The organism is Saccharopolyspora sp. NPDC000359, assembly GCF_040300525.1.
Classification (GTDB): domain Bacteria; phylum Actinomycetota; class Actinomycetes; order Mycobacteriales; family Pseudonocardiaceae; genus Saccharopolyspora.
In genome coordinates, this window is sequence record NZ_JBEPDU010000029.1 from 74,328 (window position 1) to 93,950 (window position 19,623).

A 19,623-nucleotide genomic window follows, 5' to 3' on the forward strand; every position below is an offset into this window, starting at 1 on the left:
GCTGGCTCCGAGTGCGGCTGTGCGAGGCGGCATCATGAGCGGTGCCCCCGTCCAGCGCGACTGCTGGACCGCGTTCGACCGCGCGGCCGAGGACTGGCTCGTCTGGCAGCGGACCCCGTGGGCGCGCGCTTACTACGCCCTGGTCCAACTGCACCTCGCCACGCTGGAACCAGCGGGGCAGGTCTGGAACGTGCTCGACGTCGGCGGAGCCAACGGTGCTGACTCGCTGCCGCTCCTCGAAGCGGGCCACCACGTGACGATCGTCGACGCCTCCTCGGTCCTGCTGGCGGAGGCGGTGGCGGCCGCGGAGCGCGCGGGGCCGGGTGCTGGGCAGCTGCGGATCGAACACCGCGACCTGGACGACCGCCGCGCCCTGCCGCTGCCCGCCGACGCCGAGGGCTGGGACCTCGTGCTGTGCCACAACGTCCTGCACTACCGGGACGACGCCGCGGAACTGGTCGGCAGGCTCGTCGCCGCGACACGGCCTGGCGGGGTGCTGTCCCTCATCGCGCCCAACCCCGCGATGGACGTGCTCGCCGCCGCGGTCCGGGACCGGGACCCCCGGCAGGGCCTGGAAGTGCTGGACGCGCCGTCGCGCCGTTCGGTCACGGTCGGCGAGCCGATGCACCGGCTGGAGCGGGCCGACGTCGAAGCTGCTGCGCGGGCCGAGGGTGCGGTCGTGACCGAGTGGTACGGGCTGCGGGTGGTCATCGACCTGGTGGCCGATGACGAGGTGAAGGAAGACCCGGAATGGCTGCGGCAGGCGCTGGAACTCGAGGTCGCGCTCAGCGCGCGCGACCCCTACCGCGAGGTCGCGCGGTTCTGGCAGCTGTTCTGCCGGAGGCCGGGTTGAAGCCGCCCGGTTCCGGACCCCTCCGGTGCGGCTTCGGCCGCACCGCTCTGCAAGAACGATCGCGCGGTGCGGGGCGTTCGGTCGAGCTGCCCGCGACCGCTGAACCACCTACCGGGAAATCCGCCATGAGAACACAAGATCCTCGCGCAATCCGGGCTCCGGGCCCTGGTGCGGACCAGTGGGGCCCACCGACCACGGGCGTGGCCACCTCCCTGGTTCCGACGGCGACCACCAACGACGACAGGGGCACAGCATGACTGCGACCATCACCGCATCCGGTTTGGTCAAGCGCTACGGCGACGTCGTCGCGCTCAACGGCCTGGACCTGGAGGTCCCGACCGGTACCGTGCTCGGGCTGCTCGGCCCCAACGGCGCGGGCAAGACGACGGCAGTGCGCATCCTGACCACCCTGCTCGAACCCGACGAGGGCGAGGTGAGCATCGCCGGTGTCAACATCCGCACCGACCCGGGACGCGCCCGCGAGCGGATCGGCCTCTCCGGGCAGAACGCCGCCGTCGACGAGTACCTCAGCGGGTACGAGAACCTCTACATCGTTTCCCGGCTGTACGGCATCAGCCCCGCGGACTCGCGGGCCCGGGCGCGGGAGCTGATCGACGAGTTCTCGCTCACCGACGCGGGCGGCAGGCCGGTGAAGACCTACTCCGGCGGCATGCGCAGGCGCCTCGACCTCGCCGCGGCCATCGTGGCGCGGCCGATGGTGCTGTTCCTCGACGAACCCACCACGGGGTTGGACCCGCACAGCCGGAACATGTTGTGGGACACCGTCCGCAAGCTCGTCGAGGACGGCTCGACCGTGCTGCTCACGACCCAGTACATGGAGGAGGCCGACCAGTTGGCCGACGACGTGGTGGTGGTCGCGGAGGGCAAGGAGATCGCGCACGGGACCCCGGACGAGCTCAAGCGAGCGGTCGGCGGGGACCGGGTGGAGCTCGTCGTCGTGCGCGACGAGGACATCCAGCACGCCGAGCTGGCGTTGCAGCGCGCCGGTCTCCGGGACGTCCGGATCGACCGCGACGCCCGGCGGCTGACCGCCCCCGGCACCGGCGGCCCCGAGGTGCTGTCGGACCTGCTGCGGTCGCTGACCGAGGCAGAGGTGCGCCTGCACGACGTCTCGCTGCGCCGACCCACCCTCGACGACGTGTTCCTGACGTTGACCGGGCACGACACCGCGGAATCCGGTGGACCCGGCGACGACGCCGCCCGAACCAAGCAGGAGGTCCAGTCGTGACCACAGCGGTCAAGGCCGTCACCGACGGCGCCATCATCGCCAAGCGCAACCTGCTGAAGGTCAAGCGCTCGCCCGAGATCATCGTCATGATGCTGGTCTCGCCGTTCATGTTCATCCTGCTGTTCGCGGTCCTGTTCGGCAACATCATCGAGATCCCGGGCGGCAACTACCGCGAGTATTTGCTCGGCGGGATCTTCGCGCAGACCATCATGTTCGGCGCCACCTTCACCGGCCTGGGCGTGGCCGAGGACGTGCAGAAGGGGATCATCGACCGGTTCCGGTCGCTGCCCGCGTCCCGGTCCGCGTTGCTGGTGGGGCGGACGACCAGCGACATCGTCTACAACGCGTTGTCCATCGCCGTCATGATGGTGGCAGGCCTGGTGGTCGGGTGGCGCATTCGGTCCTCGCTGCTGGACGTGCTGGCCGGTGTCCTGCTGCTGCTGTTGTTCGCCTACGCGTTCTCCTGGGTCATGGCCTACTTCGGGCTGTTGGTGCCGAGCGTGGAGGTGTTCAACAGCGTCACGGCGGTGATCGTCTTCCCGCTGACGTTCCTGTCGAGCGCGTTCGTGCCGACCGAACCGCTGCCGATGGTGGTGCGGACATTCGCCGAGTGGAACCCGATCTCGGCGATCGCGCAGGCTTCCCGCGAGTTGTTCGGCAACATCAGCGCGGCGACCCCGACACCCGACGCGTGGCCCATGCGCGAGCCGATCACCTACAGCCTGCTGTGGATCGTGATCATCCTGCTGGTCTTCGTGCCGCTGGCGGTGCGGCGGTTCAACCAGACCGCCAACCGCTGACGGTTCCGGCCGTCCGGCGGGGTGGCAGGCCTGCTCCGCCGGACGGCCGGGGCGTCCGGATGTGTGACACCTTGCTCAAGTCGGTATACACTTTGGAAGTATGATGTCGGTGCTCCTCCTCACCGGACCCCATGCTGGCAACGTGCACCCCACCTTCTCCCTGGTGCGTGAACTGGTTCGCCGGGGCCACCAGGTCACGCACCTCACGACTCCCGAGTTCGCCGCTGCCGCAGCGGCAACCGGTGCGTCCGTCCTGGCTTACGACTCGGTGGTCGCCGACCTGGACCCGGCGGAGGTGTTCGGGTCCGGGGACCCGACCCTCCCGCACTCGCTGTACCTGAGAGAGAACCTCCAGGTGCTCGCCGCCGCCGAGGCCGCGTTCGACGGAATGCCACCTTCGGTGGTGCTCTACGAGGACTCCCCGTTCATCGCGGGGAAACTGCTGGAGCACCGGTGGAACCGGCCAGCGGTGCGGATCAGCGTTGGCTTCGCGACGAACGGCCAGTACTCCTACTACCGGGAAATGGCCGAAGCATCGGGAATTCCGGGACCACTCGAATTCGAGGGGTTCCGCGACGAGCTCGCGGAGGTCCTGCGGACGCGTGGCGTGGAACCGGACCTCGAGGAGTTCTGGTTCGGGATCTCGGACCGCAACCTGGTCTTCATCCCGCGCACGTTCCAGTTCGAAGGGGACAGCTTCGACGACCGCTTCCGGTTCGTCGGACCGGCGTTGGAAGACCGCGACGACCGGTGGACGCCACCGGACGACCGACCGGTGCTGCTGCTGTCGCTGGGCACCAGCTTCAACGACCACCCGGAATGGTTCCGCACCTGCGTGCACGCGTTCGCCGACACCCGCTGGCGGGTCGTCATGACCTTGGGCGCGCGGGTGGACACCGGCGAACTCGGGCCGCTGCCGGACAACATCGAGGCCCACAGCTGGTTGCCGCACCACGCGGTGCTCGAGCACGCGCGGATCTGCGTCACGCACGGGGGAATGGGCACCGTGATGCAGTCACTGCACTGGGGGACACCAATGGTGACGGTGCCGCACTACGCGTTCGAGGTCGAACCGATGGCGCGGCGAATCGTGGAACTCGGACTGGGGCGCCGCATTCCCGCCGAGCAGTTCGATGCCGCAGCACTGCGCGACACCGTCGAGGAATTGGACGCGGACACGGAAGTGTTCGCCCGGGTCGGGGAGATGCGCGAGCATATTCGAGAAGCCGGTGGCGCGGTCCGCGCGGCGGATGAGGTCGAGAGCTGGACCCGCAACACGACAGCGGCCCGGTGACATGACAATCGCTACAGTTTCTGCAACCATGTCGCCGTAAGCAAGTCCCTACGATTGAAGGGTGATCCTTTTTCATGAGCATCAACGACTGGATCGCGCAGACCACCCGCGATGTCCGGGCCAGCTCCATTTCGGGGAAGCCGGGAATTGCCGCGGTGGCCCGGCGGACCTACGACGCGGGGATCGAGGAGGTCTGGGACGCGATCACCACTCCGGAGCGCATCCAGCGGTGGTTCCTCCCCCTTTCCGGTGATCTGCAGCAGGGTGGCAAGTTCCAGTTGGAGGGCCACGCCGGCGGTCAGATCCTGGAATGCGACCGGCCGCGCAAGCTGCACCTGGAGTGGCGGTTCGAGGACCACCCGTACCAGGAGGTCGTCGTCACCCTCACCCCGGACGGCGACGACAAGACCAAGCTGGAGCTGGAGCACACCGGCCCCGGTGAGGGCGGCGACGGGATCGGTCACGTGCTGGCGGTCGGCGTGGGCTGGGACCCCGCGCTGGTCAGCTTCGGCAAGTTCGTGATCGGCGAGGAGATGGACAAGCAGTTCTGGTTCGAGTCCCCGGAGGCCCTCGAATTCACCAAGCTCTCGGTGAAGGCGTGGGCCGCTGCTCTCGACGAGTCGAAGGTCGCCCCCTCCGACCAGATCGCCAAGGCTGCCGAGGAGACGCTCAAGTTCTACACGCCTGAGTGATGGCGGGCCAGGATCCGGTGCTGCTGGAACGGCGTCGGCGGTGTTGGTCTGAAGAACGAACCGTGTTGCACTGAGTTTTGAACTTCATTGCGCGTGGCGGTGTGCACGCCCCTCCCGAGGTACGTCCACTATCGACGGAGGGGTGGGTGCCGGGGTGCGCGAGTCGGCCGAAGGCACGTGGTTGCCGACCCGGGAATTGCGCCCTCCCGTGCGTGGTCACCGGCTGAGCGCGGCAGGCGTCGCGATCGCGGTCCCGCTGGGGTGGGCAGGCCCCATCCCGGCGAGCGTCCTGGAATGGAGAGGTCGAACACATGCCAACCACCTCGTTTCGCCGACCGGGTGCCGACGCGCCGCACGAGCGGCCGGGGACCGAGCCATCCGCACCTGCTGACATCCCGTTGCAGCACCGGATCCGGCTCCACATCCTCGAGCAGTCGTACCGCGCCCGCTTCGGGCACATCGGATCAGCCCTGTCCATCGCGGACATCGTCGCGGCCCTCCACGGCGGAGTGCTGCGCGGTGCCGGTGCCGACCGGGAGCGGTTCATCCTGTCGAAGGGCCACGCCGTGCTCGCGCTGTACGCGGCGCTCCACGAGACCGGCCGGATCGACCGCGCGACGCTGGACACCTACTGCGCGGACGGCACTGCGCTCGGCGCGCACCCCGAGCACGTCCTGCGCGACATCGACTTCACCACCGGTTCGCTCGGGCACGGGCTGTCCTACGGGGCCGGTTCCGCGCTGGCGGCCCGCCTGAGCGGGTCGGCCCGGCGCACCTTCGTGCTGATCAGCGACGCGGAGCTGAACGAGGGCACGGTGTGGGAGGCGGCGATGTTCGCCGCGCACCACTGCCTCGGCTCGCTCGTCGCGATCGTGGACGTCAACGGGCAGCAGGCGCTCGGCCCGAGCGACCAGGTCCTGGACCTCGAACCACTCGCCCCGCGCTGGGAGTCGTTCGGCTGGTTGGCCCACGTCGTCGACGGGCACGACGTGGCGGCGCTGACCGAGGTGCTCGACGCGGTCGACGGCACCTCCGCCCGCCCGACCGTGGTCCTCGCGCGCACCACGGCCGGGAGCGGTGTTTCGTTCATGGAGGACCGCGTGGCCTGGCGCTACATGCCGCTGTCCAGCGAGCAGTACGCGACCGCTGCCGCAGAGGTCACCGCTGCCGCGACCGGCGCGGTCAACCGGCGGGAGGCGTGATGCGGGCGGCATTCGTGGAGACGCTCACCGAGCTGGCGGAACGGGACCCGCGGATCGTGCTGCTGACCGGCGACCTCGGCTTCAACATGCTGGAGCCGTTCGCCGAGCGGTTCCCGGACCGGTTCTTCAACGTCGGTGTCGCGGAGCAGAACATGGTGGGGGTGGCGACCGGCATGGCCGAGGCCGGTCTGGTGCCCTTCGTGTACTCGATCGCGACCTTCGCGACGATGCGCCCGTACGAGTTCATCCGCAACGGCCCGGTGCTCCGGTGCGGATCGTCGGCATGGGCGGTGGGTTCGAGTACGGCAACAACGGCGCGACCCACTACTCGGTGGAGGACGTCGGAATCCTCCGCCTGCAGCGCGGCCTGACGGTCGTCTTCCCGGCGGACGATGCGCACGCGCGCGCCGCGTTCGAGCAGATTTACGCCGTGCCGCGGCCGGTCTACTACCGGTTGTCGAAGGGGAGCCAGCCGGTCCCCGGCCTCCCCGCGGACTTCGAGCCCGGCAAGCTGGCCAGGGTGCGCCCCGGGCGTGATGTCGCGCTGATCGCGCTCGGTCCTGCGGTCACCGATGCGGTGGATGCGGCCGAGCAGCTCACCTTCGTCAGTGGACACGGCGAGCTGACCATCGTGCACCTCGACGAGACCGGCGCGCACGTTCGCGGCCCGGAACTCCGCCTCCGCGCACCCGGCCCCGACGGCCGTGGAGAGCGCCGCGTCGCGCAGCTCGGACAGCAGGTCGGGGTCGAAGGGCGGAACCGGGTCGGCCCGGCCAGGGGCAGGGCGAGCCCGCCGCGGTGCACCGGTGGCAGGCGGCATCGTCACGCGCCCGTCGAGACCGGCGTGTCCGCTCTGCGGGGCGCGAACCGCGCGGCTAGCGCTGCCACGTGCGCGGCGGTCGTGCCGCAGCAGCCCCCGACCGCGGAGAGCACGAACTCCTCGTGCCAACCGGCGATTACCTCGGCGAGCGCGTCGGGGCCCACGGCCACCAGAAGCGGTCCGCTGGTGGTCGGGTTGGTGCGGTCCTCCACGTTCGGCCGGACGAAGAGCGGGCCGTCGTGCACCTCGCGCACCGCGCCCAACGCCGCCCCGGTGTGCTGCGGGATCGTGCAGTTCACCCCGATCGTGCGGGCACCTGATGCGGCCACCGCGCGGGCGGCTTCGGCCACCAATTCCCCGGACAACAGCCGGGCTCCGTCGATGCAGACGAACGAGACCCACGGTTCGAGTCCGGCCGCCAGCGCCGCTTCGGTGGCGATGACGGCTTCGCGCACGGTGTTCATCGTCTCGACGAACACCATCTCGACCTTGCTCCGGGACAGCTCCACGGTGAGCCAGCGGTGCTCCTCGCGGAGCTCGTCGTCGGTCGGCACCAGGTCGGGCTGGTAGGCGTCGGCCACCGGGCCGACGGAACCGGCGACCCGTGCGCGCAGCCCGGCCGCGCGCCGGGCGACCCCGGTGGCCGCGTGCACCATCCAGGCGTAGCCGGAACCGGGATCCAGGTCGACCCCGCGTAAGGTGCGCAGGTTGCAGCGGAAGGTGTTCGCCGTGACGATCTCCGCGCCGGAGTCGACGTGTGCGGCGTGCACGCGGCGGACCCGCTCCCGGCGAGGGCCTGCCAACAGGCACTTGGCCGACCACCAGGGTGCGATGACCGGCTCGCCTTCGAGTTCGAGCCCGGTGGACACGCCGCCGTCGAGGATGGTCGGGGACTGCCGGTTGGCTGGGCCGGGCGTGGACATGCGGATACCCTCCTGGTCGGCGGTGGTGCTGGCCGGGGGACACCCGCAGGGGGTCAGGCCAGCTGGAGCAACCTGGTGCAGCGGTGCATGGCGTCGGGGTCGCCCTCGATCTTGACCGCGCCGGTGACGATGGCGTCGAACGGCGAGGTCATCTTGGCCCCGATCTTGACGAACATCTGGGAGTCGCTGTTGATGACGATCACTGGGTGCGCGGCCGGGCCTCGGGCGAACTCCACCGTCCCGTCGTGGACGTGGATGGTGAAGACCTCCTCGTCGACCCGGAACTCGTACTCCTCGTCCACTGCCGGGACGTTGTCCCGGTCGGTCATCGCCTGTACGGCCAGGAAGCCCCAGGCGGCGCGGGTGGCGCCCGCCGCGTCGGCGTCGGTGAGGAACTGCAAGCCCCACCTGGCCAGCTCCAGCACCGGTCCGCGGAGCTGTTCGCCGACGGGGGTGAGCCGGTAGAGCCGACCGCGGCCGTCGCTGGGGACGGCGGTGTGCTCGACGATCCCGGCCGCGGTGAGGCTTCGGAGACGGTCGGAGAGCAGGTTCGGTCCGATGCCGGGGAGGTTCTCGCTCAGCTCGTTGAACCGGGTCGGACCGATCAGCAGCTCCCGGATCACCAGCAACGTCCACCGCTCGCCGATCATGGTCATCGCCGAAGCCAGGCCGCAGAACTGCCCGTAGTCCCGCTTCTTCGTCATCCGTCGTGCTCCTCGGGTGAAACTATGTGTTAAGTGAGCTTAACAGTCACCCCATGAACTGCTCCGAACGCATATTAACAGATCTGACCTCTGGTTGTGCTGGTTCCATGCCCAGAGTAAGGTCATTTCACTACAAAGTTGAGTACTGTTTCGCGGGGAGGGCGGCCCCCGGTGATCGTGATGTGGGACCAGGAGGACGCCGATGCCGAACAGGGTGGACGGGTTCGTGGCCGAGATCGACGCGCTGGGGCCGGGAGCCGTCATCCCGCCAGACGTGCTGGTTCCCGCTGGCGCGGACGAGCAGTATCGACGGGCCCGGATCGAGCTGCTGAGCAAGGAGCGCGCCCTGCGGGAGCAGGCGGAGGAGGTGGCCGCCGCGCGGCGGGCGCTGCCCCCCGGGCCGGTGCTCGGGGACTACCGGTTCACGGAGGAACCCGAGCCCGGCCGACGCCGCGAGGTCCGGCTCGCTGACCTGTTCGGCGAGCACCGGACGCTGGTGATCTACCACCTCATGTACCCGAGGAGCGCCGCCGAGGCCTGTCCGATGTGCTCGATGTGGGTGGACGGCCTGCAGGGCGTCCACCGGCACCTCGCGCAGCACACCGCGCTCGCGGTCGTCGCGGACGCGGCCCCGGCGGACCTGCGGGCCTGGGGTGTGGCGCGCGGCTGGCGGGACCAGCGGCTGCTGTCCTGCGGTGGCACCACGTTCAACCGCGACCTCGGCGCCGAGACGGCAGCTGGCGACCCACGCCCGGCGTTGTCGGTGCTGGTCGCGGAAGGGGAGGACGTGCGGTTCTCCTACACCGTGCACGCCAGCTTCCCGCAGGTCGGAGCGGAGCGCGGCATCGACCTCATGTCGCCGGTGTGGCAGGTGCTGGACCTGCTGCCGCAGGGGCGCGGCGGCTGGTACGCGGGCAACGACTACGTTCTGGGGTCCTGAGGTGGGGCGTGCCGAGGTGTCAGCGGGAGCGGCGCAGTTCCTCGTCGAGGGCTGACAGCGGCTTCTCCCACAGGGACCGGTACTGCTCCAGCCAGTTGGCGATCTCCTGCAGCGGACCCGGCTCGATGCGGTAGAGCCGACGCGACCCGTCCGCCCGGACGGTGACGAAGCCGTTGTCGCGCAGCACCTTGAGGTGCTGGGACACGGCGGGTTGGGAGAGCTTGAACTCGTCCATGATGATCCGGCCGACCTCGCCTGCGGACGCTTCGCCGTCCGCGAGGACCTCGACGATGCGACGGCGCACTGGGTCGCTGATGACCTGTAGCCCGTGCACCGCACCAGTGTGTGGGAGGCGTGAATGTAAGTCAAGGCTGATGAAGGAACTTGATTAAGTTTTCGGTACTGTTATTGTGTGGTCGTCCGGTGCCTGGGAGGAAGTGATCACCCTGAGCAACCCGTCAGGTGCCCCGCGAAGCCAGTCGGACCGGGTGGACTCCGCTGCCCCGTCCAGTCCCGGTCGCGACCCCCGGGTCTTCCCGCACGATTCGGTCGCCGAGATGGCGATGAAGGAAGGGCTCGCCGAGCTGATCGAGCAGTGACCGCTGCCCGCGACGGACCTCGTCGACGCGTTGCCGCTGTTCCTGCGCCGCCAGCAGGTGGCCGACCTGCTGTCGATGGACGAGCTCTACCGGATGGTGGTCGACGTGCCCGGCGTGATCATGGAGTTCGGGGTCCGGCACGGTCGGCACCTCGCCGCGTTCACGGCCATGCGCGGGTTCCGCGAGCCGCACAACCCGTTCCGGCGGATCGTGGGATTCGACACCTTCACCGGGTTCCCCGACGTTGCGGACATCGACCAGGTCAGCCCGTCCGCGGTGCCAGGTCGGTTCGCGCTGCCGCCCGCGTACCCCGACTACCTGCGCCGGGTCTTCGAGGCGCACGCGCAGAGGGGGATGCGCTCTCGCACATCACCGACCGCACGATGGTCGTGCAGGGCGACGTCCGCGAGACCCTGCCCCGTTACCTCGAGGACAACCCGCACACGGTGGTCGCGCTGGCCTACTTCGACCTCGACATCTACGAGCCCACTGTCGCGGCGTTGCGCGCGGTGCGCCCCCACCTGACCCGGGGAAGCGTGTTGGCCTTCGACGAGATCGATCATCCGAAGTGGCCAGGGGAGAACCTCGCGGTGCGCGAGGTCCTGGGGTTGGACCACGCCGCCATCCGGCTGCTGCCTGGCCGCCCGGCGCCCGCCTACCTGGTGTGGGAGGGCTGAGTGCGGACCGGTCCGGTCTGAGACGTCAACAAGATCACTACCCGAGATTAAAGTAAAATTAAAAATCCTGCGGAGGTAGCGATGAGTGTGCCCGCCGCTCTCGGAGACGAGCCGAAGGGTGCGTTCGGTCCCGAACACGCCGAGGTCTACGAACTCACCTACCGGCACCGCGGCAAGAGCTGGGAGGACGAGGCGCGCGACGTAACCCGGATCGTGCGCTCCCACCACCCGGGTGCGGCCTCGTTGCTGGACGTGGCTTGTGGAACCGGGGCGCACCTGGCGGAGTTCACCGAGCACTTCGACCACACCGAGGGCGTCGAGCTCGCCCCCGCGATGCGGCAGCTGGCGGTCGAGCGCCTCCCGCCCCAGACCCCGGTGCACGCCGGGGACATGCGGACGTTCCAGCTCGACCGCCGGTTCGACGTGGTCACCTGCCTGTTCACCTCCACGGCCTTCCTCCCCACTCCGGCTGACCTGCGGCGCGCGGTCCGCACGATGGCCGAGCACCTGGTGCGGGGTGGAGTGCTGGTCGTGGAGCCGTGGTACTTCCCGGAGACCTTCCTCGACGGCTACCTCGGCGGTGACCTCGTCAGGCTGGACGACCGCGTCATCTCCCGGGTGTCGCACTCGGTGCGCCGGGCTGACGCCACCCACCTGCACGTGGAGTGGTCGGTGGCCAACGCGTCCGGGATCCGGCGCTTCACCGAGACCGAGGTGATGAGCCTGTTCACCCGCGACCAGTACCTCGCCGCCTTCGAAGCCGCTGACTGCGAAGCCCACTACCGCCCTGGCTGGCTGACGGGCCGCGGGCTGTTCGTCGCGGTCCGGCGCACCGGTTGCACCACGGCCCCTGCGAAACGGTGTTGAGCCATGACGGACATGATCACGATCACCGGGGGCGAGTTCACCCCCGGTGCCCCGCCGGACCAACTGGACTGGCTGCAGACCGAGGGCCAGGCCTTCCCCCCGGAGTGGTTCGCCGACGAGGCCGCGGCGCACGCCGTCGTCCTGCCGGACTACCGGATCGACCGGTTCCCGGTGACGGTGGCGCAGTTCCGCGAATTCGTCCGGGACACCGGTTACCGAACAGATGCCGAGCGCAACGGCTACGGCTTGGTCTACACCGAGCGCTACTGGGCCGAACTCGAGGGCGCGTGCTGGTCGGCCCCCGCCGGGCCGGGCGTCGACCCCGACGAGCGCGACGATCACCCGGTCGTGCACATCTCGTGGCCAGATGCCGCTGCTTACGCGTCCTGGGCGGGCAAGCGGCTGCCCACGGAGGTCGAGTGGGAATTCGCCGCCCGGGGGCGCACTGGCAGGCTCTGGCCGTGGGGCGACACCTGGGACCGGACGAGGGCGAACACCGCGGAGTTCCACGCCGGCGAGCTGACCTCGTTGGAGCAGTGGAAGGGGTGGTGGCAGGGCCTGCACGCCAAGGGCGGGCCGGTTCCGCAGACGACACCGGTCGGTGCGTTCCCGCGCGGTGCGAGCCCGTCGGGCTGCCAGGACCTGGCGGGCAACGTCTACGAGTGGACGTCGTCGACGGCCAGTTCCTACGGCGGCGGTCAGGAGTGCGACCCGACCATCCGCTCGGTGATGGGCCGGTACCGGGCGATCCGCGGCGGTTCCTGGATGAACTTCCGGTACCAGGTCCGTTGCACCGAGCGGATGTACGGGGACCCGGACGGCTGGTCGAACTTCGCGCTCGGCTTCCGCTGCGCGATGGACGGGTGAAGTGGTTCAGGACCAAGGGGAGTGAGATGGCGACCATCGTGCTGTCGACGGCGTGGACCCAGGGGTCCCAATCGGCCTTCACATGCGGTTCCGGGCCGCTCGGCGAGGTCTTGAAGCGGTTCGCCGCAGCCGAGCCGCGGTACCGGCACCGGATCGTCGGGGAGAACGGCGAGCCCTTCCAGTACTACAACGTCTACCTCGATGGTGAGGCTGTGCCGCGGCGCGGCAGGGACGACGTGCTGGTCGGGGAGACCAGCACGGTGCACGTCGTGCCCCCGCTGGCAGGTGGGTAGCCGCCGAGCGGACCTGACTGCGGAGGTGAGCTCCTCCGTCAGTTGCGATCTCCGCGCGAGGTTCAGCCGGGGGTCCAGAGCCGGGCGCCGTCGCGGCGGTGCAGTCGGCGGAGGAAGGACAGGACACCGGAGGTTCCGGTGGACCACGGTGCGCTGGAGGTCTCCAGCGAGTTGTCCGGGAACACCGGCTTCTCGAACTCACCGCCGCTTCGGACGAGCATGTGGACGGCGATCTCCTCGGCGCCGCGCCAGAACTCCTCGTCGTCGGTGGCGATGGCCAGGTCGATGAGCGCTTCCCCGATCCCGGCCAGGCCGCAGCACTGCGAGACCACCCACGCCTGCGGCGCCAAGCCGAGGCAGGCGCGGGCACCGTCCTCGGCCAGCGCCAGGTAGCGGTCCTCGCCCCAGTGCTGGGCGGCGGCGAGCAGGGCCGACGAGATGCCCGACATGCCCTGGCACCAGGAGGCTGCCATCGGTCGCGCGGGGCGGCGGCGCATGACGTGGATCAGCTCGGCCGACTCGTCGGCGAGCGCCTCGAACCGCTTCGCGGCGGCTTCCTCCGCTGCTGCGTCACCGGTGCGCTGGTGGTAGCGCAGCAGGAAGTGCGCGATTCCGGCGTCGCCGTGCGCGAAACCGGCCTCCAACGCGACACCGGTTTCCGGGTCGGCGGGCACCGCGTCCTCGGCCTCCCGGGTTTGCCCGGACAGCAGCCGCCGGGCGCACTCGTCGGCGACCGCCAAGTGCCCGCCGTCCGGTTCCAGGGCGTGCAGCAGGAGGTGGCCCGCGCCGATCCCGGCGAGGCCGTGGATGTGGTCGGCACGCTCGTCACCCAGCTCGACCGGTGGGTTTCGTGGCAGGTCCGGTGCCGTTCGGCGGGCGGTGGCGAGGAAGATCTCGGTGCCGGTTCGGCCGAAGTACAGGGCCGCGGGCAGCCGCGTCGGGGGCGTGGCACCGATCGTCCAGCGGGCCAGCTCGATCCCGGCTTCGACACCCTCGGCGTGGTGCAGCAGCTCCAGCCCGAGCCCGGCCGATCCGCTGTAGACGTTGGTCTTGGGCGGTTCTCCGCGGTCGGTCGGCTGCGACATCACCTCGCGTGCCGCCGCCACGCACTCGCCGACGGTGTGCGCCAGCACGGATTCGAGCAGGTCGGGGGAGAGGTCGGGTGGTGTGGGCCGGGGTCCGCGGCGGATGGTGCGCCGGGCGCGTAGGTCTTCGAACGTCGCGGTGCGCTCGGCCGGGTCCAGGCTCATCAGACCCGGGATCAGCGCTCGAACGCCCGTTGCGTCCGGGTGCAGCCGGTCCAGGCACACCAGGGTGCGCTCCAGGTTGCGCACCGGGTCGGGGTCGACGCCGATCGGGTTGATCCCGGTGGCGGCGAAGAACAACGTCGCGCCCAGCGAGAAGTAGTCGTCGGCGGGCACCGCGGGGCGGTCGGTGTGCTGGTCGGGCACGCTGTAGCCGCGGGTCCACCCGTGCAGCTGGAACCCGTCGAAGTAGCTGTTGCCGAAGTCGATGAGCGTGCAGCGGCCGTCCTCGTCGAGCACCACGTTTTTCGGCGAGAGGTCGCGCACCACCACACCGCGCTCGTGCACCGCGGCGAGCACCTCGGCCAACCGCGCGGCCAACCGGCCCAGGTCCTGGTCCGGGCCGGTGGCGTCGTCGAAGAACCTTGTCTGCTCGCCGACGTACCGGTTCAGGTCGCGGGTGCCGACGTCGGTGGTCACCAGGTACTCGTCCTCGCCGTGCCGGAAGTGGTCGAGCAACTGCGGCACGCCGTCGACCCCGTCCAGCGCCTGCAGCACGCGCCGCTCGTTGCGCATCTGCATCCGCAGGTCGATGCCGTTGACGTTCTCCCCGACGTGGGCGCGGGCCTCCTTGACCACCACCTGCCGCCCGTCGGGGTCCACGGCGCGGTAGACGTTGCCGCGCGGCCCCCGCATGACACCGGAGGTCAGCCGGTACCGGCCACCGAGGACGGTTGCCCGCTGCGGTGTGGGGTCCTCGGTGGGGCGGAACGGATCGGTGGCCCACGGTGGGCAGCTGAACTCCGGACCGGCCGCCCCCGGCAGCGCGGTGCCGTCCGGTCCGATCACCACGAGTTCGAAGTCCCCGTTGTCGTCCACCCGGTACTGCGGGCGGAACGGCGCGTACCGGTAGTACACCGGGGAATCCGGTCGGACGCGGCGGTCGCTGGCGACCCGCGGACCGGACATCCCGGCCAGCGCCTCGGCCAGCAGACCGCCCAACCGCACCACATCGTCCGGTGGCGGGTAGACGGTCACCGCCTTGCCGACGGTGGCCGGGTCGACGTCCCCGGAGTTGAGCTCCCGCAGCACCTCCGGAGAGCGCGCGACCTTGAAGTCGCAGTCGTGCGAGAGCAGCAGCGGCAGGACGATGTCGACGGTCTGCTCGAGGGTGCCCGGCCGCGCCGAGACGTGCAGCTTCCAGCCCTGGTCGGGCACCGAACCGCTGGGACTGCGCACGCTCACCCAGGTCTCGTCGACGGCTACCTCCCGCCCAGCGGCCGCCGCGTCCCGGGCCAGCCGGTCGGGCAGATCGGTCGTGCTGTTCATCCTGCTGCCTCCCGGTCGAATCGGACAGCGGGGAGGTCCGCGGCGGACCTCCCCGCCTTGGCGAGAACCCGTCAGACGATGGACGGACAGCAGGGCCAGCTGCTGCAGACCGTGCGCTTGCAGGTGTTCACGCAGGCCTGCGGGCCGTGCAGGACCTCCTTGAGGTCCACCTCGAAGTCGACCGAAACGTCCTCGATCTCAACGGTTCCCGCGTCCCTGGGTTCCAGCAGCAGGGTGGGCATGATCGCTCCTTCCTCGCCCGCCGATCTGGCGGGACGTCACGGGGGGTTGCCCAGGTGGCGGCGGATTTCCCTACGCACCAACGAATTCGGGTGACCGCGCTCCCCACTGCGCGGTGCGTCCCCCAGTGCAACCCCTGGAATTGTTGGCACACCGGGTTTCGAAGACCTAGGGCCAAACGGAGGAACAACAGTTGTTTGCAGTGAGGTGTCGGTTCGGTTAACTTCTCCGGCGTGATGGGGAGAAGTCGTCGCCCGGCACGACCTCCGGGAACCAGGCGCCGCGGATGAGGTGGCGACGCCGCACCGCGGTCGAGCCGACCGATCTCGTCGTGCCGTACTGGCAGGCGCACGACGCCGAGCTGTTGTCCGCGGGGCTCGGTGCCATCGCGCGGCGCCTGCCCGGCTTGGTCCGCGACGCGATCCGGGTCGCCTGGCAGGCCAGCCGCCTGGACACGGCGGCCACGCTCGGCCTCAACGTGCTGGCTGGCCTGTTCACCGCCTTCGGGTTGCTGGCCACCAATGACGTGCTGGAATCGCTGTTCGCGGACGGCGCTACCGCGGACCGGGTCCGCGCGGCGATCCCCGCGCTGCTGCTGGTGGCCGCGGCCGCCGGGCTGCGGGCGGGGCTGCTGGCGGTCGCGACCTGGGCCCAGGAGCGGCTGAAGCCGCAGGTCGAGCGGTTGGCCGAGACCCGGCTGTTCCGGCTGACCACGAAGGTGGAGCTGACCGCGTTCGACGACGAGGAGTTCCACAACTCGATGCAGCGGGCGCGGGACAACGGCGTGCCCGACTCCGCGACCGTCGTCGAGATGACCGTCAACGTGCTCACCGGAGCGATCGGGGTGCTCTCGGCGGCGGTCACCCTGGGCATCCTGCACCCGGCGCTGATGCCGTTGCTGCTGGTGACGGCGGTTCCGGACGGCTGGGCCGCGCTGCGCTCGGCGCGGATGCGCTACGCGGCCTTCCGGCGCGTTTCCACCGCGCGGCGGCGCAAGTTCCTGCTCTCCGACCTGATGGCCGAGCGACCGCCCGCCGCCGAGGTGCGGGCCTTCACGCTGCGCGGCTTCCTGCTGGACGAGTACGACCGCATCGCCGAGTACGAGCAGCGGGTGGAGCTCGACGTCGCATGGCAACGCGCCACCACCCGGATGACCGGCGACCTGCTCGGCGGCATCGCGCTCGCCGCCGTGTACGGCACGCTGGGGCTGATGCTGGCGTTCGGCTTCATCCCACTGGCCGTGGTGGGCACCGCGGTGCTGACCATCCGGGCCAGCCAGTCGTCGCTGACCAGCCTGGTGCAGTCGGTGAACAAGCTCTACGAGGCCGGGCTGTACTTCGGCGACTACCTGGAGTTCTGCGCCCTGGCCGAGCGGTTCGCACCACCCGAGCGCACCGCGCAGCTGGAGTCGTTCCGCCGGATCGAGGCGGACGCGGTGCATTTCACCTACCCGGGAGCGGACGCGCCCGCGCTCGACGGGGTGAGCGTGGCGGTCGAGCGCGGTGAGGTCGTCGCGCTGGTGGGGGAGAACGGGTCCGGCAAGACCACGCTCGCGAAGCTCCTGGCCGGGCTGTACCGCCCGAACTCAGGTGCGGTCCGGTGGAACGACGTCGACCTCGCGGAGGTCTCGGGTGACGTGCTGCGCGAACGGATCTCGGTGATCGCCCAGGACCACACGCGCTGGCCGCTGACCGCGGCGCAGAACATCACGATGGGCCGACCTCGCGACGACGAGCGGATGGACGAGGCGGCCCGCGCCGCCGGCGCCGACGCGGTGCTCGCCCGGCTCGGCGACGGCTACGAAACCCTGCTGGACCGGCGGTTCCGCGACGGCCAAGACCTGTCCGGCGGGCAGTGGCAGCGCATCGCGATCGCCCGGGCCTTCTACCGCGACGCGGACGTGATGATCTTCGACGAGCCGACCTCGGCACTGGATCCGCGCGCCGAGCACGCCCTGTTCGAGCGGATCCGGCAGCACGCCGAAGACCGCACCGTGGTGCTGATCTCCCACCGCCTCTCCAGCGTCCGCTACGCCGACCGGATCTACGTTCTGGACCGCGGCCGGGTCGTCGAGCAGGGCACCCATGCCGAACTGCTGCTCACCGGCGGTCGCTACGCCCAGCTCTACGAACTGCAGGCAGCCGCCTACCGAGAACCGAGCTCGGCATGATGACCTGGTCCGCCTCGGCGGCGTTGGCCGTGGCCGGGGTGCTGGCCTTCGCCGCGGTCGGCAAGCTGCGCGACCTCGGCCGGTTCGCTGAAGCCGTCGCGGGGTACCAGATCGTGCCCGCTCGGCTGGTCCCGGTCGTGGCGCGGGTCGTCGCCGGGGCGGAGGTGGTGGGTGCGGTGTTGCTGGTGGCCCCTGGGGCCCGGGTCTGGGGGTCGGCGGTTGCCGCAGTGCTGTTCAGCGCTTTCCTGATCGGTATGGGTAGCGTTGTGCGCCGCGGCATGGAAGTCCCGTGCGGGTGTTTGCAGGACTCGGAACGGGTTGGGGTGGCTTCGCTGACCCGCACCGGGCTGCTGCTGGTGTTGGCGGTGTTGGGCGGCTTCAGTGCTGGGGTGTCGATCGAGGTCGTGCAGTTGGTTGGTGCCGCGGTGCTGGTTGCGGTGGTGTTCGGTGTGGTTGGAGTGGTTGCTCGTCGGGGGAAGCCGACCGGTCCTGTGGTGGGTGGGAGGTTCGTGATCGGTGCCGACGTGTCGTCCTTCGCTGGGGGTGGGGACCGTGTTCTCTTCGCTTACATCTCGCCCCTTTGCGGAGCCTGCCGGGTGATGCTGCCTGTGTTCCGCGCGGCCGCTGACCGGGTTCCCGTGGTGTTGGTGAGCTCTGGGGATCCGGTGGAGGTGCGGGAGTACCTCGGCTCGCATGGGATCGAGTTGCCGTTGGTTACTGGGGCGGACGTCTTCGAGGCCAACGGTGTGCCTGGGCCGCCCTATGCTGTGCTCACCGATGGGGGCGGCATTGTGTTGGCGCACGGCGGTGCTGGTCGGCCGGAGCAGGTTGCTGCTTTGTTGTCCGGTGGGTGAGTCCGGTAGTCAGGCGTTGTGGGGCTTTTCGTTGGTGCGCTGGTGTGTTGTGGTTTCTTGGGTTGGCTGCTGCTGGGGTGGGTGCTTGGGGCTTGTTGCCGGTTGTGTCGTGCGGGGTGGTCATCCCGTGGTTTGGGGGATTGTGGGGGCTGGTTTTCGGATGTCAAGCCCGGCCTGGCGGCCGCCCCTGCGGGGTTTCAGGCTTGACATCCGGGACCCAGCCCCTGTTTGGCTTCATGTCACGGGGATGACCCGGTGTGGGACGGACTCGGTTTCTGGACTCGGCTCCCGGTGACGAGGTGGCCGGGACTGGGTGGGGGGTTGTGCCGTGCGGGGTGGCACCGGTGGGTTCCGGCGGTTTTGAATTGGGTTGCGGACTCGCAGCGGGATTCGTTGTACTGCTTCGCGTTTGGTTGCGGTTTGAGGTCGCCTGGTGGCGTGGAGCGGCGTGGCGTTGTCCGGGTCCGCCTCCGGTGCGTCGCGAAAGCTCCGGTGCACCGCAAAAGCCTCCCCGCGGTGTCTTCGAACGACCTGTTATCTCGTGATCATCTTTCAGCTCCAGCTGGACGACAGCGGCGGCTGTATTGCAGCTACGAGCTGTTTTCAGTTCTCGTGTGGGCTTCCTCGGACTGCGCGGGAACTCCTGTGAAGTGGTTCGGCTTTGTTGCTGTGTTGCAAGGGTTTTCGCATTCTGGTGGTGTGTTGATCACCTGATTGTGGGATGGTGATGTGCTCGAATTCTTGTTCGATGCTTGGGAGAATGGTGTCATGACACCGCTGATGGCCACGTTTGTGGACGCGACCCCTGCCCCGGGTACGGGTGTGGGTGTGGTCGCGGCCGGGAGCCTGCCCGCGCAGGCGCCCGCGCAGGCCGTTCAGGCCGCGCCGGGCGTGTCTGGCGTGTCGAGCGGGTGGCCTGGGTTGGTGTCGTCTTGCAGTGACAGCGAGTTGGTGGTGCGGATTGGTGAGTGGGAACGTCGGATCCGTCTGGCCCGCAAGCATCAGT

The 19,623-nt window shown here is 69.8% G+C and carries 20 protein-coding genes and 1 pseudogene; 15 read left to right on the forward strand and 6 right to left on the reverse strand.

The features are described 5' to 3' along the window. Positions 1-34 precede the first annotated feature (34 nt). The 7 genes and pseudogenes from ABT324_RS19535 to ABT324_RS19565 form a co-directional block, all read left to right on the forward strand. The gene (locus ABT324_RS19535) at positions 35-853 is read left to right on the forward strand and encodes a class I SAM-dependent methyltransferase (protein ID WP_351179130.1); all 819 of its coding nucleotides are present in this window, start codon (positions 35-37) and stop codon (positions 851-853) included. A gap of 253 nt (positions 854-1,106) precedes the next feature. Further along, positions 1,107-2,102: an ATP-binding cassette domain-containing protein gene (locus ABT324_RS19540; RefSeq protein WP_351179133.1), complete on the forward strand. Its 996-nt coding sequence runs from the start codon at positions 1,107-1,109 to the stop codon at positions 2,100-2,102. Beyond that, on the forward strand, positions 2,099-2,902 hold the full coding sequence (locus ABT324_RS19545) for an ABC transporter permease (protein WP_351179136.1): 804 nt from the start codon (positions 2,099-2,101) through the stop codon (positions 2,900-2,902). The genes ABT324_RS19540 and ABT324_RS19545 overlap by 4 nt, the downstream gene beginning before the upstream one ends. A 100-nt stretch (positions 2,903-3,002) precedes the next feature. Further along, positions 3,003-4,196 carry a macrolide family glycosyltransferase gene (locus tag ABT324_RS19550; protein WP_351179139.1) on the forward strand — a complete coding sequence of 398 codons (1,194 nt, stop codon included), beginning with the start codon at positions 3,003-3,005 and terminating at the stop codon, positions 4,194-4,196. A gap of 74 nt (positions 4,197-4,270) precedes the next feature. Then, on the forward strand, positions 4,271-4,888 hold the full coding sequence (locus ABT324_RS19555) for an SRPBCC domain-containing protein (protein WP_351179141.1): 618 nt from the start codon (positions 4,271-4,273) through the stop codon (positions 4,886-4,888). A gap of 311 nt (positions 4,889-5,199) precedes the next feature. Then, positions 5,200-6,090: a transketolase gene (locus ABT324_RS19560; protein ID WP_351179144.1), complete on the forward strand. Its 891-nt coding sequence runs from the start codon at positions 5,200-5,202 to the stop codon at positions 6,088-6,090. Continuing rightward, positions 6,090-6,499 (forward strand): annotated as a pseudogene (locus ABT324_RS19565) (transketolase family protein); the annotation flags it as partial. The gene ABT324_RS19560 and the pseudogene ABT324_RS19565, both read left to right, overlap by 1 nt. A 413-nt stretch (positions 6,500-6,912) precedes the next feature. On the opposite strand, the gene ABT324_RS19570 reads toward ABT324_RS19565, so the two are convergent. Beyond that, the gene (locus tag ABT324_RS19570; RefSeq protein WP_351179147.1) at positions 6,913-7,833 is read right to left on the reverse strand and encodes a homocysteine S-methyltransferase family protein; all 921 of its coding nucleotides are present in this window, start codon (positions 7,831-7,833) and stop codon (positions 6,913-6,915) included. A gap of 53 nt (positions 7,834-7,886) precedes the next feature. Next, positions 7,887-8,537, reverse strand: a complete 651-nt coding sequence (locus ABT324_RS19575; RefSeq protein WP_351179150.1) for a winged helix-turn-helix transcriptional regulator — start codon at positions 8,535-8,537, stop codon at positions 7,887-7,889. Positions 8,538-8,739: 202 nt separating this feature from the next. Here ABT324_RS19575 and ABT324_RS19580 point away from each other — a divergent pair, with 202 nt between their 5' ends. Beyond that, positions 8,740-9,477, forward strand: a complete 738-nt coding sequence (locus tag ABT324_RS19580; RefSeq protein WP_351179153.1) for a DUF899 family protein — start codon at positions 8,740-8,742, stop codon at positions 9,475-9,477. A 19-nt stretch (positions 9,478-9,496) separates the two neighbouring features. Here ABT324_RS19580 and ABT324_RS19585 read toward each other — a convergent pair whose 3' ends face one another. Beyond that, on the reverse strand, positions 9,497-9,811 hold the full coding sequence (locus ABT324_RS19585; protein WP_351179156.1) for an ArsR/SmtB family transcription factor: 315 nt from the start codon (positions 9,809-9,811) through the stop codon (positions 9,497-9,499). A gap of 124 nt (positions 9,812-9,935) precedes the next feature. After that, positions 9,936-10,418, reverse strand: a complete 483-nt coding sequence (locus ABT324_RS19590; protein ID WP_351179159.1) for a hypothetical protein — start codon at positions 10,416-10,418, stop codon at positions 9,936-9,938. A gap of 41 nt (positions 10,419-10,459) precedes the next feature. Here ABT324_RS19590 and ABT324_RS19595 point away from each other — a divergent pair, with 41 nt between their 5' ends. From ABT324_RS19595 to ABT324_RS19610, 4 genes are all read left to right on the forward strand, one after another. Then, the gene (locus ABT324_RS19595) at positions 10,460-10,753 is read left to right on the forward strand and encodes a class I SAM-dependent methyltransferase (RefSeq protein ID WP_351179162.1); all 294 of its coding nucleotides are present in this window, start codon (positions 10,460-10,462) and stop codon (positions 10,751-10,753) included. Positions 10,754-10,834: 81 nt separating this feature from the next. Next, positions 10,835-11,620 carry a class I SAM-dependent DNA methyltransferase gene (locus ABT324_RS19600; protein WP_351179165.1) on the forward strand — a complete coding sequence of 262 codons (786 nt, stop codon included), beginning with the start codon at positions 10,835-10,837 and terminating at the stop codon, positions 11,618-11,620. Positions 11,621-11,623: 3 nt separating this feature from the next. Then, complete coding sequence (locus ABT324_RS19605; protein WP_351179168.1) at positions 11,624-12,487, forward strand: formylglycine-generating enzyme family protein; 864 nt, start codon at positions 11,624-11,626, stop codon at positions 12,485-12,487. Positions 12,488-12,513: 26 nt separating this feature from the next. Further along, positions 12,514-12,780 (forward strand): ubiquitin family protein, encoded by a 267-nt coding sequence (locus ABT324_RS19610; RefSeq protein WP_351179171.1) that lies wholly within the window; start codon positions 12,514-12,516, stop codon positions 12,778-12,780. A gap of 62 nt (positions 12,781-12,842) precedes the next feature. Here ABT324_RS19610 and lanL read toward each other — a convergent pair whose 3' ends face one another. Both lanL and ABT324_RS19620 read right to left on the reverse strand, forming a co-directional pair. After that, positions 12,843-15,353, reverse strand: coding sequence for a class IV lanthionine synthetase LanL (gene lanL / locus ABT324_RS19615; RefSeq protein ID WP_351179174.1), 2,511 nt, complete (start codon positions 15,351-15,353; stop codon positions 12,843-12,845). Between the two features lie 71 nt (positions 15,354-15,424). Beyond that, positions 15,425-15,595, reverse strand: a complete 171-nt coding sequence (locus ABT324_RS19620; RefSeq protein WP_170301320.1) for an SflA family class IV lanthipeptide — start codon at positions 15,593-15,595, stop codon at positions 15,425-15,427. A gap of 284 nt (positions 15,596-15,879) precedes the next feature. Here ABT324_RS19620 and ABT324_RS19625 point away from each other — a divergent pair, with 284 nt between their 5' ends. The 3 genes from ABT324_RS19625 to ABT324_RS19635 form a co-directional block, all read left to right on the forward strand. Next, positions 15,880-17,763 carry an ABC transporter ATP-binding protein gene (locus ABT324_RS19625; RefSeq protein ID WP_351179177.1) on the forward strand — a complete coding sequence of 628 codons (1,884 nt, stop codon included), beginning with the start codon at positions 15,880-15,882 and terminating at the stop codon, positions 17,761-17,763. Continuing rightward, positions 17,763-18,617: a MauE/DoxX family redox-associated membrane protein gene (locus ABT324_RS19630; protein ID WP_351179195.1), complete on the forward strand. Its 855-nt coding sequence runs from the start codon at positions 17,763-17,765 to the stop codon at positions 18,615-18,617. Before ABT324_RS19625 ends, ABT324_RS19630 begins: the two co-directional genes overlap by 1 nt. 729 nt (positions 18,618-19,346) lie before the next feature. Beyond that, positions 19,347-19,623 (forward strand): hypothetical protein (locus ABT324_RS19635; RefSeq protein ID WP_351179180.1); only part of this gene is annotated, 277 nt, incomplete at its 3' end.

Excerpts from the sequence above, each read along its gene's own strand:
- ABT324_RS19535 (WP_351179130.1), top strand. The coding sequence starts at position 35 with ATGAGCGGTGCCCCCGTCCAGCGCGACTGCTGGACCGCGTTCGACCGC.
- ABT324_RS19540 (WP_351179133.1), top strand. The coding sequence starts at position 1,107 with ATGACTGCGACCATCACCGCATCCGGTTTGGTCAAGCGCTACGGCGAC.
- ABT324_RS19550 (WP_351179139.1), top strand. The coding sequence starts at position 3,003 with ATGATGTCGGTGCTCCTCCTCACCGGACCCCATGCTGGCAACGTGCAC.
- ABT324_RS19555 (WP_351179141.1), top strand. The coding sequence starts at position 4,271 with ATGAGCATCAACGACTGGATCGCGCAGACCACCCGCGATGTCCGGGCC.
- ABT324_RS19560 (WP_351179144.1), top strand. The coding sequence starts at position 5,200 with ATGCCAACCACCTCGTTTCGCCGACCGGGTGCCGACGCGCCGCACGAG.
- ABT324_RS19570 (WP_351179147.1), bottom strand. The coding sequence starts at position 7,833 with ATGTCCACGCCCGGCCCAGCCAACCGGCAGTCCCCGACCATCCTCGAC.
- ABT324_RS19575 (WP_351179150.1), bottom strand. The coding sequence starts at position 8,537 with ATGACGAAGAAGCGGGACTACGGGCAGTTCTGCGGCCTGGCTTCGGCG.
- ABT324_RS19580 (WP_351179153.1), top strand. The coding sequence starts at position 8,740 with ATGCCGAACAGGGTGGACGGGTTCGTGGCCGAGATCGACGCGCTGGGG.
- ABT324_RS19595 (WP_351179162.1), top strand. The coding sequence starts at position 10,460 with ATGGTCGTGCAGGGCGACGTCCGCGAGACCCTGCCCCGTTACCTCGAG.
- ABT324_RS19600 (WP_351179165.1), top strand. The coding sequence starts at position 10,835 with ATGAGTGTGCCCGCCGCTCTCGGAGACGAGCCGAAGGGTGCGTTCGGT.
- ABT324_RS19605 (WP_351179168.1), top strand. The coding sequence starts at position 11,624 with ATGACGGACATGATCACGATCACCGGGGGCGAGTTCACCCCCGGTGCC.
- ABT324_RS19610 (WP_351179171.1), top strand. The coding sequence starts at position 12,514 with ATGGCGACCATCGTGCTGTCGACGGCGTGGACCCAGGGGTCCCAATCG.
- lanL (WP_351179174.1), bottom strand. The coding sequence starts at position 15,353 with ATGAACAGCACGACCGATCTGCCCGACCGGCTGGCCCGGGACGCGGCG.
- ABT324_RS19620 (WP_170301320.1), bottom strand. The coding sequence starts at position 15,595 with ATGCCCACCCTGCTGCTGGAACCCAGGGACGCGGGAACCGTTGAGATC.
- ABT324_RS19625 (WP_351179177.1), top strand. The coding sequence starts at position 15,880 with ATGAGGTGGCGACGCCGCACCGCGGTCGAGCCGACCGATCTCGTCGTG.
- ABT324_RS19630 (WP_351179195.1), top strand. The coding sequence starts at position 17,763 with ATGACCTGGTCCGCCTCGGCGGCGTTGGCCGTGGCCGGGGTGCTGGCC.